This is a genomic window from Flavobacteriales bacterium, assembly GCA_016713875.1.
Taxonomy (GTDB): domain Bacteria; phylum Bacteroidota; class Bacteroidia; order Flavobacteriales_F; family PHOS-HE28; genus PHOS-HE28.
Genome location: JADJOI010000003.1, coordinates 2,124,944 through 2,141,949 on the forward strand (window position 1 = coordinate 2,124,944; position 17,006 = coordinate 2,141,949).

The 17,006-nt window shown below is 63.0% G+C and carries 13 protein-coding genes; 10 read left to right on the forward strand and 3 right to left on the reverse strand.

Translation table 11 applies throughout. The features are described 5' to 3' along the window. Positions 1 to 226 precede the first annotated feature (226 nt). Positions 227 to 907 carry a hypothetical protein gene (locus tag IPJ87_10605; GenBank protein ID MBK7942304.1) on the reverse strand — a complete coding sequence of 227 codons (681 nt, stop codon included), beginning with the start codon at positions 905 to 907 and terminating at the stop codon, positions 227 to 229. A 271-nt stretch (positions 908 to 1,178) separates the two neighbouring features. After that, positions 1,179 to 1,859, reverse strand: coding sequence for a hypothetical protein (locus IPJ87_10610; GenBank protein MBK7942305.1), 681 nt, complete (start codon positions 1,857 to 1,859; stop codon positions 1,179 to 1,181). A gap of 203 nt (positions 1,860 to 2,062) precedes the next feature. On the opposite strand from IPJ87_10610, the gene IPJ87_10615 reads away from it, so the two are divergent. The 10 genes from IPJ87_10615 to IPJ87_10660 all read left to right on the forward strand — a co-directional run bounded on the left by IPJ87_10615 (position 2,063) and on the right by IPJ87_10660 (position 14,719). Then, the gene (locus tag IPJ87_10615; protein MBK7942306.1) at positions 2,063 to 3,634 is read left to right on the forward strand and encodes a peptide MFS transporter; all 1,572 of its coding nucleotides are present in this window, start codon (positions 2,063 to 2,065) and stop codon (positions 3,632 to 3,634) included. Between the two features lie 13 nt (positions 3,635 to 3,647). After that, a complete protein-coding gene (locus IPJ87_10620) occupies positions 3,648 to 3,905 on the forward strand; it encodes a DUF1720 domain-containing protein (protein ID MBK7942307.1) in 258 nt (85 codons plus the stop codon). 25 nt (positions 3,906 to 3,930) lie between these two features. After that, positions 3,931 to 5,559, forward strand: coding sequence for a peptide MFS transporter (locus IPJ87_10625; GenBank protein MBK7942308.1), 1,629 nt, complete (start codon positions 3,931 to 3,933; stop codon positions 5,557 to 5,559). Between the two features lie 7 nt (positions 5,560 to 5,566). Further along, positions 5,567 to 7,051 carry a peptide MFS transporter gene (locus tag IPJ87_10630; protein MBK7942309.1) on the forward strand — a complete coding sequence of 495 codons (1,485 nt, stop codon included), beginning with the start codon at positions 5,567 to 5,569 and terminating at the stop codon, positions 7,049 to 7,051. A 53-nt stretch (positions 7,052 to 7,104) separates the two neighbouring features. Next, on the forward strand, positions 7,105 to 7,680 hold the full coding sequence (locus IPJ87_10635; GenBank protein MBK7942310.1) for a thioredoxin family protein: 576 nt from the start codon (positions 7,105 to 7,107) through the stop codon (positions 7,678 to 7,680). A 322-nt stretch (positions 7,681 to 8,002) separates the two neighbouring features. Then, a complete protein-coding gene (locus IPJ87_10640) occupies positions 8,003 to 9,244 on the forward strand; it encodes a SprB repeat-containing protein (protein MBK7942311.1) in 1,242 nt (413 codons plus the stop codon). Positions 9,245 to 9,254: 10 nt separating this feature from the next. Continuing rightward, positions 9,255 to 11,519, forward strand: a complete 2,265-nt coding sequence (locus tag IPJ87_10645) for a hypothetical protein (GenBank protein ID MBK7942312.1) — start codon at positions 9,255 to 9,257, stop codon at positions 11,517 to 11,519. Next, positions 11,516 to 12,370 (forward strand): T9SS type A sorting domain-containing protein, encoded by an 855-nt coding sequence (locus IPJ87_10650; protein ID MBK7942313.1) that lies wholly within the window; start codon positions 11,516 to 11,518, stop codon positions 12,368 to 12,370. Before IPJ87_10645 ends, IPJ87_10650 begins: the two co-directional genes overlap by 4 nt. 59 nt (positions 12,371 to 12,429) lie before the next feature. Continuing rightward, complete coding sequence (locus IPJ87_10655; GenBank protein MBK7942314.1) at positions 12,430 to 13,287, forward strand: T9SS type A sorting domain-containing protein; 858 nt, start codon at positions 12,430 to 12,432, stop codon at positions 13,285 to 13,287. Positions 13,288 to 14,059: 772 nt separating this feature from the next. Continuing rightward, entirely contained in the window at positions 14,060 to 14,719 is a 660-nt protein-coding gene (locus IPJ87_10660; protein MBK7942315.1) for a hypothetical protein, read from the forward strand. A 278-nt stretch (positions 14,720 to 14,997) separates the two neighbouring features. Here the strand turns inward: IPJ87_10660 and IPJ87_10665 are convergent, their stop codons facing one another. Further along, positions 14,998 to 16,383 (reverse strand): MATE family efflux transporter, encoded by a 1,386-nt coding sequence (locus IPJ87_10665; protein ID MBK7942316.1) that lies wholly within the window; start codon positions 16,381 to 16,383, stop codon positions 14,998 to 15,000. Positions 16,384 to 17,006 lie beyond the last annotated feature (623 nt).

Genomic DNA, 17,006 nt, shown 5'->3' on the forward strand with positions numbered 1-17,006 from the left:
ACAAGAGACGACCTGACGGCAGCAGGGGACGTGGCCTCCAGCTTCCGGCCGCCAGCCTCAAGCCTCTAGCTACCGGCCACCAGCCTCCAGCTTCTAGCCACCAGCCACTAGCCCGGAGTTTCCGGCCACGAGCCGCCTTCACGAAGACCTCGGCGCGCGAAGGGAGATCGCTTCAGGCGGAAGACCGCCTTCGCGATGACGGGTCGGGAGATGATCGATACAAGGACTATCCGGAACCCTTCGGAACGTCCCGCCCGAACAACCCGATCAAGGCCGACACGTGGGCCCACAGCACCACGGGCACCAACACCGCCGGCAACAGGACCCAGGGCAGCGCAGTGACCAGCACGTTGGGCCGATCGAAGTTGATCCGCTGCACACTGCTGGGGATGCTGAGCACCGCCGTGGTGACCACGATGGCGAGCAGGGCCAGGCAGGCGATGTTCCAACCGATCAGGACGGCCCGCCCGGGCGGTCGGGCGCTGCGCAACCAGGGGAGCAACAGCGCCGCGCTGATCCCGCTGAGGATGTCGAAGTTGAAGCCGGCATAGGTCATGTCCCGCGGAAGCAGCCCCGCCTCATAGCCCTGATGCAGCACCAGCTCCACCGGGATGCGCAGCACGTGGATGGCCGTGAGCGCGAACAGCGGCAGCCCGCGCATCCACCGGCGTCCGGAAGGCAGCGCCGCGCACAGGACCAGCGCCAGCAGCACCGGTGCCAGCAGGGCCATCTGGGGCGGAGGGAAGGCCGTTGGGTCGGCATAGACCCCCCGGGCCGCGAGGGCCGCATGCACCACGCCGAGCGCGACCAGGAGGAGCAGGACGGTGAGGCTGCGGGCAGCCTTGTAGGACCACACCAGGCACCAGACCACCGCAGCGGCGAACAGGACATGAGCGACGACCGGCATGGAGCGAAGGTGGGGGATCCGGGGATCCGGAGCACGGCCTCCAGCCTCCAGCCGAATGCCATGAACCACGGGACCTGTCCCGCCCCTGCGGGATGAACGCCGATGGACACAGATGCGCGCTGACGCTTGTCTGTAGCCTCCAGCTTCCGGCCACAGGCCGCCAGCTTCAGGCTGCGGGCCGCCTGCACGAAGACCGAGGCGCGCGAGGGGAGATCGCTTCAGGCGGAAGACCACCTTCGCGAGGACCGTGGGGAGAAGAACGGGACTTGGACTATCCGGACCCCTTCGGGACACCCCGCCCGAACAACCCGACCAGGGCCGCCACATGCGACCAGAGCACCGCTGGCACCAGCACAGCGGGAAGCAGGATCCACGGCGGTGCGATGAGCAGCACGTTGGGTCGATCGAAGTTGATGCGCTGTACGCTGCTTGGGATGCTGAGCACCGCGGTGGAGACCACGATGGCGAGCAGGACGAGGCAGAAGATGTTCCAGCCGATCAGCACACCGCGTGAAGGTGGCCGTGAGCTGCGCAGCCAGGGAAGAAGGAGCACTGCGCTGATGCCGCTGTAGATGTCGAAGTTGAAGCCGGCGTAGGTCATGTCCTGCGGCAGCAGCCCTTCCTCGAAGCCTTGATGAAGCACCAGCTCCACCGGGATGCGTAGCACATGGATGGCGGTGAGGGCGAAGAGCGGCAGGCCGCGCATCCATCGGCGTCCGGCAGGTAGGAGCGTGCACACGATCAGCGACAGCAGCACCGGCGCCAGCAGGGCCATCTGCGGGGGCGGGAAGACCATCGCATCAGCATGAACCCCGTGGGCCGCGAGCAGCGAGTGCAACGCACCGAGCGCGACCAGGATCAGGAGGAAGACCAGGCTGCGCGTCGCCTTGTAGGCCCAGATGAAGCACCACAGCACGGCGGCCCCGAAGAGCACATAAGCGGACGCGGGCATGGGACGAAGGTGGGCGATCTCCGGTTCTCGCGGTCTGAGGTTCCAGCCATCCAATGCTCGCCCCGAGCCGCATCCTGCTCTGCTCCCGCCCCTGCCTCGTCTGCTGAAGCCTTTAGCGAAGGCATGGTCCCTGCCCCTGCTCCCACTCCCGCCCCCTTTTCTACCTTACCGCCCTTCCGAACCGACCCTAAACCTCCCCCTGCATGGACTTCGCGCTCTGGAGCCTCGTGATCGGCTGGGCCTTCGTGCTCATCTGGGTACCCGCCACGCTGTACAGTCAACGGAAGATCCACCCGAAGGCGCTCTTCGTGCTCTTCTTCGCCGAGCTCTGGGAGCGCTTCAGTTTCTATGGCATGCGGGCGCTGCTGGTGCTCTACCTCACCAAGGAGCTCTTCGACAAGATGGCGGCCGGCGACGCTGACGCGCGGGCCTATGGCATCTACGGCGCTTACAACGCGCTACTGTACGCCGCACCGGTGATCGGGGGCATGCTGGCCGACCGGGCCATCGGCTTCCGCAAGGCGATCCTCACGGGCGGGGCCTTCATGGCGCTGGGCCAGTTCATTCTGGCGCTGTCGTCCGGCTCCACCGGCGCGCTGCACAGCGAGAGCGTCTTCTTCCTGGGCCTGGCGGCGCTCACCGTGGGCAATGGCCTGTTCAAGCCCAACATCAGCAGCTTCCTGGGCACCTTCTACGACCGCAACGACACGCGGAAGGACGGCGCCTACACGCTGTTCTACATGGGCATCAACATCGGGGCCTTCCTGGCGCCGCTCACCTGCGGCTACCTCGGGCAGCGCGTGGGCTGGCACTACGGCTTCTTCTCGGCCGGCCTGGGCATGCTGCTGGGCATGGTGGTCTTCTTCCTCAACTTCAAGCATCTGGAGGGCAAGGGGCACGCGCCGGAGGCTGGTGATGCCTGGCGCTTCATGGGCATCAAGGCCTTTCCGATGACCATCATCGGGAGCTTGATCATCATCCCGATCTTCAGCTTCCTGATCAACAGCGAAGGCATCACCGACTGGCTGCTCTTCGGAGCGGGCTTCGCCTGCCTGGGCTATCTGCTGTACACGGCCTTCACGGCGGAGGACCGGGCCGAGGGCCAGCGGCTGTTCGTGTTCCTCATCCTCTTCTTCTTCCACATGATCTTCTGGGTGCTGTTCGAGCAGGCCGGCGGTTCCATCAACATCCTCACGGACCGGTACGTGAACAGGGCCGGCATCGAGGCCTCGCAGTTCCAGTCGGTGAACGCGCTCTTCATCATGCTGCTGGCGCCGGTGTTCAACTGGCTGTGGGTGTGGCTGGCCAAGAACAAGCTGGAGCCGCGCACGCCGATGAAGTTCTTCTACGGCCTGCTGCAGATGGCCATCGGCTACGCCATCATCGTGTGGGGCGTGAAGGTGGGCATCGCCAACGGGGCGGGCGCCACGGCCATCCCGATGGGCTTCCTGATCGGCATGTACCTGCTGCACACCACCGGCGAGCTGTTCCTGAGCCCGGTGGGCCTCAGCGTGGTCACCAAGCTGAGCCCCCAGAAGGTGGTGGGCTTCGTGATGGGCAGCTGGTTCCTCAGCATCGCCTTCGCCCACAAGGTGGCCGGCAAGCTGGGGCAGATGATCGCCAGCAGCGCCACCGATGGGGCCGACCCCGTGGCCGAGCTCACCGGCTTCATGGACGTGTACCTGCAGTGGGGCGTGTACGTTGTGCTGGGCTGCGCCGCGGTGCTGCTGGTGCTGACGCCCGCGATGAAGAAGTGGATGCACGGCATCAACTGACCGGAGTGCCCAGGTGCCAAACGCTGCGGTCCCGCCCCCCCTGCACCGTTGCACCATTCCACCATTCAACCTTGGCCTCAAGCCTCAAGCTACCAGCCTCAAGCCTCCAGCCTCAAGCCTCAAGCTACCGGCCTCAAGCCTCCAGCCTCAAGCTACCGGCCTCAAGCCTCCAGCCTCCAGCCTCAAGCTTCCGGCTACCGGCCTCAAGCCTCAAGCCTCAAGCTTCCGGCCTCCAGCCACTCGCGGTGAACGCCCAAGCCCTCCTGTTTAGACGGACCACCTGACCGCCTGAGCCCATGCCCCGCAAGCACCCCAGCGGCCTGCCCTTCCTGTTCCTCACCGAGATGTGGGAGCGGTTCGGGTACTACCTGATGATCGGCATCTTCCAGCTGTACCTCACCGACCCCCTGAGCACGGGAGGCATGGCGATGGACCGCAAGGACGCGGCCGACATCTACGGCACCTTCATCGCCTTCGTCTTCCTCACCCCCTTCCTGGGCGGGCTGCTGGCGGACCGGGTGCTGGGCTACACGCGGAGCATCTTCCTGGGCGGCACGCTGATGGGGCTCGGTTACATCGGTCTCGCGTTGCCGGGCATGGCGGCCTTCTACACCTCGCTGGCGCTGATCATCCTGGGCAACGGCTTCTTCAAGCCCAACATCAGCACGCTGCTCGGCAACCTGTACAACGACGACGCCTACCGGGCCCGCAAGGACAGCGGCTACAACATCTTCTACATGGGCATCAACGTGGGGGCGAGCATCTGCAACCTGTTCGCCGCCTACATGCGCAACCGTTACGGCTGGGGCGAGGCCTTCGCCACGGCGGGCGTGGGCATGTTCATCGGCCTCATCGTGTTCGCCATCGGGCTGAAGCACTACCGCCACGCCGACGTGAAGAAGCCCGCGCAGAAGGAGGACATGGCCCTGTCGCGGGTGTTCGCCACGGTGTTCCTGCCGGCCATCATTGTGGGCATCGGCGCGTGGACCATCCCGGGCAACGTGTTCGGCAGCGACAGCACGGACGCCTTCATCTTCGCCACCATCCCGGTGATCATCTTCTACGTGGGCCTGTGGATCCGGGCGAGCGTGGCGGACAAGGCGCCGCTGGCGGCCCTGCTGGCCATCTTCGGCGTGAGCGTGATGTTCTGGGCGGTGTTCAAGCAGAACGGCACGGCCCTCACCACCTGGGCGCAGTTCTACACCGACCGCGAGATCCCCGCCGCCGTGCAGCCGGCCGCCGAGTCGCTCTACCTGGCCGAGCCGGTGGTGTACGCCGACGACTCGGTGACGGCCTACGACGACAACTTCAAGGTGGTGAAGGTGGACGGCAAGGAGGTGAGGGAATGGGGCCGGCCGGTGTACTTCAAGAACCTGCAGGCCGAGCTGCGGCCGGCCGAGGGCGACACCGTGTACCTGTACAACACCGAGCTGTTCCAGAGCGTGAACCCCCTGTGGGTGATCCTGCTGACGCCGGTGGTGGTGGCCTTCTTCGCGTGGCTGAAGCGGCGCGGCCGCGAGCCCAACACCGCCACCAAGATCGCCTGGGGCCTGCTGGTGAGCGCGCTGAGCACCCTGGTGATGGTGGCCGCGGTGTACGTGTGCCACAACGGCGAGATGAAGGCCAGCGCGTGGTGGCTGGTGGCGTGCTACGGCGTGGTCACCATCGGCGAACTGTTCCTAAGCCCGATGGGCCTGAGCCTGGTGAGCAAGGTGAGCCCCAAGCGCCTCACCGCCCTGATGATGGGCGGCTGGTTCCTCAGCACCAGCATCGGCAACAAGCTCAGCGGCATCCTGGCCACGCTGTGGGACGGCTATGCGCACAAGAGCAGCTTCTTCCTGGTGAACTTCGCCCTGCTGGGCGCCGCCGCCGTGGCCCTCTTCCTCATGCTCCGCTGGCTCAACAAGACCATCGCCGAACACTGACCCGACCATGTCGCAGACCCTGACGCTCGACCAGATCCGCACCTTCGAGGGCAAGTACCCCCGCCAGCTGTGGGCGCTCTTCTTCACCGAGATGTGGGAGCGCTTCTGCTTCTACGGCATGCGCGGCATGCTCACCGTGTTCATGGTGAGCCAGCTGATGCTGGACGACCGCACGGCCAACCTGCAGTACGGCGCCATCCAGGCCTTCGTGTACGCCTTCACCTTCATCGGCGGGGTGTTCGCCGACAAGGTGCTGGGCTTCCGCAAGTCGCTGCTGTGGGGCGCCCTGCTGATGATCGTGGGCGGGCTGGTGATCGCCGTGTCGCCCACCGAGCTCTTCTACATCGGCATCTGCTTCAGCATCATCGGCACGGGCTTCTTCAAGCCCAACATCAGCACCATGGTGGGGCAGCTCTACCACGCCGACGACAGCCGCCGCGACGCGGGCTTCAGCCTGTTCTATGCCGGCATCAACCTGGGGGCGCTGCTGGGCGGCATCCTCATGGTGTACGTGGGCAAGTACCACAGCTGGAGCTGGGCCTTCGCGCTGGTGGGCGTGGTGATGACCATCAGCCTCATCAACTTCCTGTACACCCAGCGCTCCCTGGGCCCCATCGGCCTCAGCCCGCTGCACCCGGACATGCCGGTGAACCGCCGCAAGCTGTACGAGATCGCCACCTACATCGGCTCCCTCGTGGCCATCCCCTTCATCCTGCTGCTGGTGACCAACACGGCGTACACCGACATGTTCATGTACCTCATCGGTCCGGCCACGCTGGTGTACCTGGGCTGGGAGATGCGCACGTTCAGCGCGGCGGAGAACAAACGGCTGCTGGCCGCCCTGGTGTTCATCCTGTTCTCGGTGCTGTTCTGGGCCTTCTTCGAGCAGAGCGGCGGCAGCCTCAGCCTGTTCGCGCTGAACAACCTGAAGCACAGCCTGCTGGGCATCCCCATGGACCCCAACGTGGTGAACAACAGCTCCAACTCGCTCTTCGTGATCGCGTTCGCGGCGCCGCTGGGCATCCTGTGGGTGTGGCTGGCCAAGCGCAAGCTGGAGCCCAACAGCGTGGTGAAGTTCGGCCTGGGCTTCCTGCTGCTGGCCCTCGCCTTCTACGTGTTCTACGCCACCATCTTCTTCGCCGATGCGGACGGGGTGACCTCCCTGGACCTCTTCACCCTGGGCTACTTCGTGATCACCTTCGGGGAGCTGTGCCTGAGCCCGATCGGCCTGTCGCTGATGACCAAGCTCAGCCCGCAGGGCGTGCAGGGCCTGATGATGGGCATGTGGTTCCTGGCCAGCGCCTACGGCCAGTACGTGGCGGGGCTCCTCGGGGCGGGCATGAGCATCGTGGGCGAGGAGGCCACCAACATGGCCAAGCTGCAGAGCTACACGGACGGCTACCTGCAGCTGGGGCTGTACGCCCTGGTGGCCGGGGTGGTGCTGATCGCGCTGAGCCCCGTGGTGCGCCGCCTGATGCGGGGCGTCCATTGACCCGTATGCCGATCCGGCATGATCTTCGCTTGCTGAACCGCACACGCCCGTCCATGCGCCTCCCCTCCCTCGCCCTGCTGCTGGCCCCCGCCCTGATCCCGGGTGGCCTGATGGCCCAGAACACCACCACCGCCCCGGCCGCCGGCCCGGCCATCAACTGGGTGAGCCTGGAACAGGCCCAGGCCGCCACCAAGAAGGTGCCCAAGCCCATCCTGGTGGACGTGTACACCAACTGGTGCGGCCCCTGCAAGATGCTGGCCAGCCGCACCTTCACCGACCCCAAGCTGGTGGAGTACGTCAACACCCACTTCTACGCGGTGAAGTTCAACGCCGAGGGGGGCGACCCGGTGACCTTCAAGGGCCAGAGCTTCAAGAACCCGCAGTACAACCCGGCGGCGGGCGGCGGCCGCAACGGCACGCACGAGCTCACCTACGCCATCGCCAACGTGGAGGGCCGCATCGCCTACACCAAGGTGGCATACCTCAACGAGAACCTCGATGTGATCGCCCCGGTGCAGGGCTACCTCACCCCCCAGCAGATCGAGCCGATCCTGAAGTACATCGGCGAGGGCGCCTACAAGAAGCAGGACTACGCCAGCTACCAGACGAGCTTCAGCCCGGGCTGGTGAGGGGGGTGATCATCGCTCCGGAAGGGGCCGTCTCCGGTCGAGGCGGCCCCTTCGCCGTTCAGGACGGGGAGCAAGGAGCGTGGAAAAGTCTCGATCGCGGACCGGGATCAGGCACCTTCCTGGGGCTGTGCCGTTCCTCAGATCGATTTGGAAGTACCGCGCCCTCCCCCTAGCTTCACCGCACCAAACGACCGGACCATGCGCACTTCCAGCCAGTGTGCGCGGCGTTCGGCGGACCGGATGGGGGGGGGGTATTGGAGCAGGAGGCCCGCTGATCGTTGCGCTTCTTTTCGCGATCCCTGAAGGGGTCCGTAGCCAAGGCTTGACCATCCAATTGAGCCCGAGCGACCACAACGGCTACGCCATCTCCTGTTTCGGTGGGCGCGATGGCCACATCGACCTCACCGTGTCCGGTGGAAGCCCGCCTTACACCTACGAGTGGAGCACGGGTGCCAGCACCCAGGACGTTTCGGACCTGGCGGCCGGGTATTACCGTGTGGCCGTGTACGACAGTGATACGGGCAGCGTGGAAGGTGAGATCACATTGAACGAGCCGGAACAACTGATCGGCACCGCCACGGCCTTCGAGTATCCGAACGAGTACAACGTGAGCTGCCACTCCTGCTACAACGGCAGCATCGACGCGGGCGCGGTCGGCGGCGTGGGGCCGTACACCTACGCGTGGTTGGACGGCCCCACCGTGGAGGACCGCAGCGGGCTGGGCGCGCGGGACTACAGTGTGGTCGTGCGCGACGCCAATGGCTGCGAGGCGGAACGGGTCACCCTCCACCTACGCGAACCACAGCGGAACGATTGGACGATGAACGGGAACGCCGGTACCATTCCAGGGCCGCACTACATCGGCACCAGCGACAACATGGATGTGGTCTTCAAGAGCAATGGCATAGAGCGCTTCCGGTTGCTGGCGAGCGGCGAGGTGAAGCTGAACAGCCCGGGCATGGGTGCAGGGCCGCTCTACCGAGATGCGGATGGGATCTTGCGGGCAGGCTCACTTCCTGTGGCCCTTCCCCTGCCGGCGACACCCTGCGCGCTTACGCTGGGCTCTTATCCGCTCGTGGACCAGCATTGGCGGATCGACGGGAACGTTTTCCTGTTCCCCCAATGTGATCCGGAGCTCATGCCGAGGATCGGGTCACGGACACCGAACCCGATCTCGTTCATCACGAACGACGAGACGCGGATGGTGTTGACCGGTGAAGGCAAACTGGGCATCGGCACGGTGCCGCCAACCGGGCCCATCGATCAGTACCGTTTGTTCGTGGAGGACGGTATTGTGACGCGCGATGTTATGGTGAAGTTGGGCACGTGGCCGGACTATGTGTTCGATGAGGATCATGAGCTGCCTTCCTTCGATGCGCTGCGGCAGTTCCTGCGCGAGAACAAACATCTGCCAGGTATCCCTTCGGCATTTGAACTGGAGGAACAGAACGGCGTGGAGGTGGGCGACATGCAACGAAGGTTACTGCAGGCGTTAGAAGAGCAGGCGTTGTACATTCTGCAGTTGGAGGATCGAGTGAAGTCTTTGGAGAAGACATCCAATTGATCCGTCGCACATGAGAGGATGGAGGATCATCATCTGGCTGCTTGCATCAGTTGTGCTCAATGCGCAAGCGCAAATACCGGTCGACTACGCAGGAAAGGACTTCTTTCCGCTTAGGGCTCAGTTGAGTCACCACTATGATAGTCTAATGGCAACTGGTGATAGCAGCGATTTTCATGAAGGAGGGAACTATGTTACATTCAAGAAGTGGGAGGACTTCTGGACGGTTCGATTGAAGGATGGCGATACCTTTGAGGAGTACTATTCGGCTTATCAAACGTCTCTGCAGGCGATGAGATCTGCAGCCAGCACGAACAATACAGGCGACTGGTATGAAGTTGGACCCACGGACAGGCCAAGTTTGGGGCTCACGAGCATCGGACAAGGCTCGCAACCTGGCATTGGGCCGATCCACTTCATCACGACCAATCCGAACGATCCGGACGTGATGCTCTGCGGGTCAACGATCGGAGGCCTATACTACACGGCCGATGCTGGGCTGAACTGGAGCAACGCGGGTAGTGACAAGCAATGGGACCGGTCCGGTTGCAGGCATGCCGTGTTCAAGACCGGGACCACGAACACGGACACATGGTACGCCGCAAGTGCGGGCTACATCTTTTGGTCTGGAGGTATTCACCGGACCTCGGACAACGGGGTGAGTTGGGAACGCATTGCGGATCAGGCTGACTTCGCTTCCAATGGTGGCATATGGACTGAGATCTTCAAGCTCGTCCCGGACCCCAATGATCCAGATGTTCTGTATGCGGCGACCTCGCATACCCTGTGGCGAACTTCGAATGTGAACGACATTAACCCCACCTGGCTAGAAGTGCCGATCCCAGTACCTCCTTCGGTATTGAACCATTCAACTTACGGAACCTACCCGTTCACTGATGGACGCCACATCCATGATCTGGAGATGCACCCTACCAACTCCGGCATATTATACGCGGCGGTCCGCTATCAAGCGACCAATTCTGTGAATGACCAGGTGCGTTTCTGGCGACTGATGCGGACCCTCGACGATGGTGCGACTTGGACCGAGATGCCGAACCAGCCGATGCACCCGTTCGTTCCCGGTGATCCGAATGGGAATCGAGAGTATCTTCTATGGGACCGTAATGCGAACAATCTCACCATTGAAGTGAGCCAGGCACCGGGAAACGAAAACGCTCTGCATGTATTCTATGATCTGCCGCAAGCAGGCGCTTTGGACGAGCTATATAGGATTAATGATGGTATTGCGGGTAGTTGGGATGCGTTGCTAAGAGATGACATCCTGAATGTATACGGTGGGGGAAATGGCTTCGGTGTCTCTCAAGTTAATGGGCACGACATAATGATTGAACATAGTTACCCAGAACTTGGAAGATATAGTACTGGAATTTCTGGAGTTTGGCACGACTACGGACCTGGGGAACCAAATGAATTGCAGTATCATGTGGACATGGAAGATTTTGTGAGCCAACCGACCAGTTCAGGCGAACGTTGGTGGATGGCCAATCACGGAGGTGTGCATTTGTCCTTGGACTATGGGGTCACTTGGGAGTGGCGCGGGAATGGACTGGGTGTGGCCGAGGTGCATCGTGTGGGCGATTCCTATTCCACAGCCGATGATATGATCTTGGGTTTGTACCACGATGGGAACGTCCTGACCATCGGTATTCATGGACCAAGTTGGGCACCTGATTGGAAGCAGCTTGGGAATGCGGACGGCCAACAGGCCATGATCGACCCGTGGGAGAGCCAGTATATGTATTGGTCTGACCAGAACTTCTCATGGTGGAAATCTTCAGATGGAGCAGGAACAACTAGCCAAATGACCGGAGGATGGGGCAATGCTGGTTGGAATACAGAAGGAACCATTGATCGAGGGCGCCCAGCAGCGATCTACATACCTGGGCTCGTATCATCGAATTCGCCGCATGAGATCTATCGATCCCTGGCGCATGGGGCGACGGGCTCGTTCGAGGTGATCTCGGACTTCGCGACCCTGATCGGACCTGGCAGCAATGGCATTTGGCGACTCCACTCCGCGTGGCCGATCCGAACTATCTGTACGCTTACTTTGCAGGTAGTCAGAAACTCTATCGGACCACCTTGGCCAGAGGGCCGGCAACAGTGGTGCAAGGAAGCTGGCAGGAGATGCCATCAATGCCGCGCACTGATGTTTGGGCTGCAGACATTGACACGGACTTCGAAGATCCGGACATCCTCTACTTCACCTACTCCTCAAGCTCGTTCTATTCCGGCCTTCCCGACGGTACAGAGATGATCTTCAAGGTCGATTACAGCGATTTGAACAACGTGGTGGTCACCGACCTAACCGGCTCAACCAACACGTGGGGCGCACTGCCGAACATTGGGGTGGACTGGGAGAGCTTAACCTTAGAGCGCGGCAGCGACGGTGGCATGTATGTGGCCACGGACGTTGGGGTTTATTTCCTCAATGAAAAACTGAAAGCCAGCGGGGATGGCTGGCAGCTTGTGGGGACGAACTTGCCCCATGTGAACTGCAAGGGATTGGAGATCAGTTATCAAGCCAATCGGATCAGGGCGGGCTTGGTCGGACGAGGTCTGTGGGAACACCACCTGTGGTGTCCGGAAGTTGAAGATCTGACTTTTGTGGCTCCGCACGCCAACAACGCTTTCGTAGAGGCCACAAGTTCGATTGCCTCTGAAGCTCTCATAGACCCCGGTCTGGATATTTCCTATCGAGCGGGGAGCGGGGTTCGCCTTCTTCCTGGGTTCCATGCATCACAAGGTGCGGAGTTCCACGCTTTCATTCATCCTTGCGACATCCCTGGCAACAGCTTCAAGAACCTTCAGGAAGGAAATGGCACCATTGCATCATTGGATGGAAAGGGGATGGTGGATGCTCAAGGCTTATTGATCTTCCCGAACCCTTCAACAGGCTGTATCGTGATTCGGTCGCAGCCAGGGTCGAGGATCACCTCGGTGCAGGCATACGATCAAACAGGCCGGTCGGTACCGGTCTCGATACTGAATGCGTCGAACGAGATAGAATGGGACATACAGATCAATGCTGAAATGGGTGTCTATGTAGTCAAGGTAGGTTTTGCAGATGGCAGAGCGCATGTTGGCTCAGTTTGCATCGAACGATGATGAAGTACAGTTTCGCCCAATGTTTTTTGGTGGCTTCTGGTTGTTGCATGCTACCGACCTTGACCCTGAAGGCCCAGTTCAAGGCATTGCCAGATTCAACTGCTATCTGGAATTTCCGGATGTACGACACTTGGCAAGGGTTGTTCGATTGGAGAAGAACCTACTTGTTGCCAGGAGGTGTTCCGGACACGACGATAAATGGCCAGGACTATCAGTCATTGTCTTGGTACTGGGACACTGGAACGTGGCTTGAGGAATTTGGGGGAGGGCTACGGGAGAGTGGATCAGGCCAAGTGTTCTACTATCATCCGAATACGGAACAAGAGCATCTCTTATATGACTTTGACGTTTCTGTGGGCGACTCAGTGCTTGGGGTATGGGTCGCTGGCACTGATCCTGCCAATGGCTTCACGACCACCATGTACGTCACCGGGGTCGATACGATCATTTTAGGCGGCCAAGCAAGAAAAAGGATTGGTATTCAGAACATTGGTGTGATGGGCGGACCGACTGGGTATTGGTGGATACAAGGAATTGGAGGGTCGGCCGGATTATTGGAAACTGCTGGTGAGCCGATTTTGGATGTGGTTTATGGACTCGAATGCATGAGCAGTAACGATACGGTGTGGTGGTCCTGGGGGCCTGTAGGGGCACCCGGGGCTTGCTCTCCCAACGGTGTGCCTGAGCACGTGGCCTTCCCGGTGGTTGTGGGTCCAAACCCAGGAACGGGTCGGTACACCTTGTACGGCTCGACGCTTCCAGCCCAGATGATTGTACTGGATCCCCAAGGCCGGGAAGTGCTGCGGACCCGCACGCACAACATCGACCTTAGCGCTCATCCACCTGGCTTGTACACGGTGGTGGTAACTACCGATCAAGGACGGCAGGCGGTGCGCTTGGTGCACGATCCACATTAGCGGAGAAGGCGACAAGGGACACTAAACCCAAGCCCCGATCCACGTGCTGGGCGGGGGAAGCGCACCTTGCTCCAGGGGGTGGACCCCGCCGAGAGTTCGGGCTGGGATCTTGTTGTATACATGGGGGCTGCTTCATCGTTGGAGGATGGGCCCTAACGGAGCTGGCTTGGTTACCAGGGCGTGAGGTTTCGTCGTCCGACCTGAGGCTGACCTTGACAGGAGAGGCTCATGTGGTCGTGTCCTTGGTAGACCGCCTTGGCCGTCAGATGGCGGAGGTGGACGCCGGACACCGGCGTGAACGATCCACGCGCCCCAGAGGGCCACGACCTGCTCATCTATGCCAATCCCAATCAGGGATCCTTCCGCATCAAGGTGCCCACCGCCCTGCGGAACGAACGGGATCTGGTGTTGAGCGTCCACGACAACAGCGGCCGCCTGGTGCGCGCTCAGCAGTTGGACATGAGCGGCGAAGACCCCGGGATGGACGTCTTCGGCGTGGGGCCCGGCCTGTATCAGGTGACCTTGAGCAAGGACGATCGCATCTACCACGGCAGAATGGTGGTGGAGTGTGGCGCACCAGCGGCCCCGGCTGAACAGAGGGCCCGGCCTTCGAACGGGCAATCCCCCCCCGTCCTCGGCCCGGCCGCTACCTTTCGCCCCCACCATGCGGCGCCTCCTCCCCCTCCTGCTCGTTGCGGCCTGGGCCCCGGCCCTGCCCGCCCAGATCGTGGCCAACTGGGACACGAAGCCCTACGTGACCGACAGCGCGCTGGTGTTCCACGACGACCTGGACTTCTACCTGAACAGCTACAGCAAGCAGGAGATCAAGAGCATGCGGCGGATGGTGAGCATCTGGCGGATGAACTTCGACAAGGTGATCCGGGCCACGATCGACGACATCCGCACGCACAGCGAGGGGGCCGGTGTGGCCACGCGGACGAAGGACTTTGAGCTGCCGGTGGCGCAGACCGGCGCCCGCTACCGGCTGAGCGCGGACCAGGGGCGGATCCGCGTGTTCATGTTCGGCAGCATCACCAACCCGCCGGCGCGCTTCCAACTGCCGCTGTGGGACGCGCTGCAGCGCAAGTACGACAGCACGCAGGTGCACCTGTTCATGATCTACGGCCGCGAGCTGCACCCGGGGGACCAGAGGACCTACCGCGACTACCCGGCGCCCAAGAGCGAGCACGAGAAGCTGGCCTACGCGCAGGAACTGGGAAACACCGTGAAGATCCCCGTGCTGGTGGACGGACTGAACGACGCCGTGCTGGACAGCTACGGCCGGGCCCCGAACGCCGCGTACGTGATCGACCGCGACGGCCACCTGGTGTTCCGCGGCACCTGGGCGGACAGCCGCAAGGTGGAGTACATCGTGGACACGCTGCTGCGCTGGTACGCCGAGGGCAGGCCGAAATGGTTCAAGGCAGAGTAAGCCACAAGCCTCCAGCCGCCCGCCTCAAGCCCCCAGCTTCCGGCCTCCGGCCACCAGCCGCCCACGTGCGGACGTCGGCTTCTTTCTTTCGTCATCCTTCTTCGTCCTTGATCTTTCTTCCTTCTCGAACGGCCTCCAGCTACCCGACTCAGGCCTCCGGCTTCCGGCTTCCGGCCTCAGGCCTCCAGCCACCGGCTTCACGCTTTCGGCCTCCGGCTTCCTGCCGATCGGCTTTCCGCTTTCCACTTTCCACTTTCAGCTTTCCGCTTTGAGCTTTGCTAAACCCTCACCTGTTTCCAGCGTCCGCGTTGGAAGACCACGGCGCTGAGGATCGCCAGGACGCTCTCGCAGATGGCCACCGACGCGAAGACCCCGAGCGGCCCGAGCCCGAAGGTGATGGCCAGCAGGTAGGCCATGGGGATCTCCATCGCCCAGAAGCAGATCACGTTGAGCCACGTGGGCGTGAGGCTGTCGCCCGCACCGTTCAGCGCCTGCGCCAGCACCATGCCGTAGCCGTAGAAGAAGTAGCCGAGGCTGATCACGCGCATGGCCAGGATGGAATAACCATCGGCCTCGGGGCCCTGATCGAAGAAGGACACGATCCATGGTGCGGCGGCCCAGAAGAAGATGGTGACCAGCACCATGAACACCATGTTGTAGTGGCCGCAGAGCCAGGCGCTGCGCTGGGCGCGATCGGGCTGCCCGGCACCGAGGTTCTGTCCCACCAGCGTGGCCGCGGCGTTCGCCATGCCCCAGCCGGGCAGCAGCGCGACGATGATGATGCGCACGGCCACCCCATAACCGCCCACGGCCTCGGTGCCGAAGTCGGCCACGATGCGCACCAGGAAGACCCAGCTCAGGCTGGCGATGAGGAACTGGCCGACGCCACCGAGCGAGACCTTGAGGATGCCCATGATCACCCCGCGCATCGGTCGCAGGTCGGGCAGGGAAACGGCCAGACCGCCATCGCTGCGGAAGAAGTTCCAGCACAGGTAGAGCACCCCGCAACTGCGCCCGATGGTGGTGGCCACGGCGGCGCCCTGCACCCCGAGCTCCGGGAAGAAACCGATGCCGAAGATGAAGAGCGGGTCGAGCACGATGTTGATGCCATTGGCGATGGCCAGCGTGCGCAGGGCGATGCCGGGGTTGCCTGCGCCACGGAACACGGCGTTCAGCGCGAAGAGCAGGGTGACCACCAGGTTGCTGGCGAACATGAGGCGGGCATAGGGGACGGCCACCACCAGCACATCCGACGCGGCGCCCATCATGCGCAGGAGCGGCCCGGCGAACAGCACGGCGGGCACGGCCAGCAGCAGCCCGCACACCAGGGCGATGAGAAAGCTCTGACCCGCCGCCGCGCGCGTGCCATCGCGGTCCTTCTCGCCCGTGCGCCGCGCCACCACGGCGGTGATGCCCATGCCCAGGCCCCAGGCGATGGAGTACACCGGCACCATGCAGGTCTCCGTGAGCGTGATGGTGGCCGTGCCCACGACGCCCAGTTTGCTCACGAAGTAGGTGTCCACCAACGCGAACAGGGCCTCCATGCCCATCTCCAGGATCATGGGGATGCTCAACAGCACGATCGCGCGGCGCACGCCCATGGCCGTGTAGTCCTGCTCCTCGCCACGCAGGCTTTCACGAAGGAGGTCGAAGAGGCGGGCCATGGGACGGACAAGGAGGCGGAGGACGCGGGCGGCGGGGCTGTCGTTGCCCGAAGGGGTGCGAAGCTAGGGGGAGTGGCGAGTGCTGCCCGCAGGCCGACGCACCGAGTGGCGAGTGCTGCCCGCAGGCCGACGCACCGAGTGGCGAGTGGCGAGTGCTGCCCGCAGGTCCAGCGCACCGAGTGGCGAGTGGCGAGTGTTGCGCGCAGGCCCAACGCACCGAGTGGCGAGTGCTGCCCGCAGGCCGACGCACCGAGTGGCGAGTGCTGCCCGCAGGCCGACGCACCGAGTGGCGAGTGGCGAGTGCTGCCCGCAGGCCTAGCGCACCGAGTGGCGAGTAGCGAGTGCTGCCCGCAGGCCCAACGCGCCGAGTGGCGAGTGTTGCGCACAGGTCCAACGCACCGAGTGGCGAGTGCTGCCCGCAGGGCCGACGCGCCGAGTGGTGAGTAGCGAGTGCTGCCCGCAGGCCCAACGCGCCGAGTGGCGAGTGTTGCGCACAGGTCCAACGCACCGAGTGGCGAGTGCTGCCCGCAGGGCCGACGCGCCGAGTGGTGAGTGGCGAGTGCTGCCCGCAGGGCCGACGCGCCGAGTGGCGAGTGGCGAGTGCTGCCCGCAGGGCCGACGCG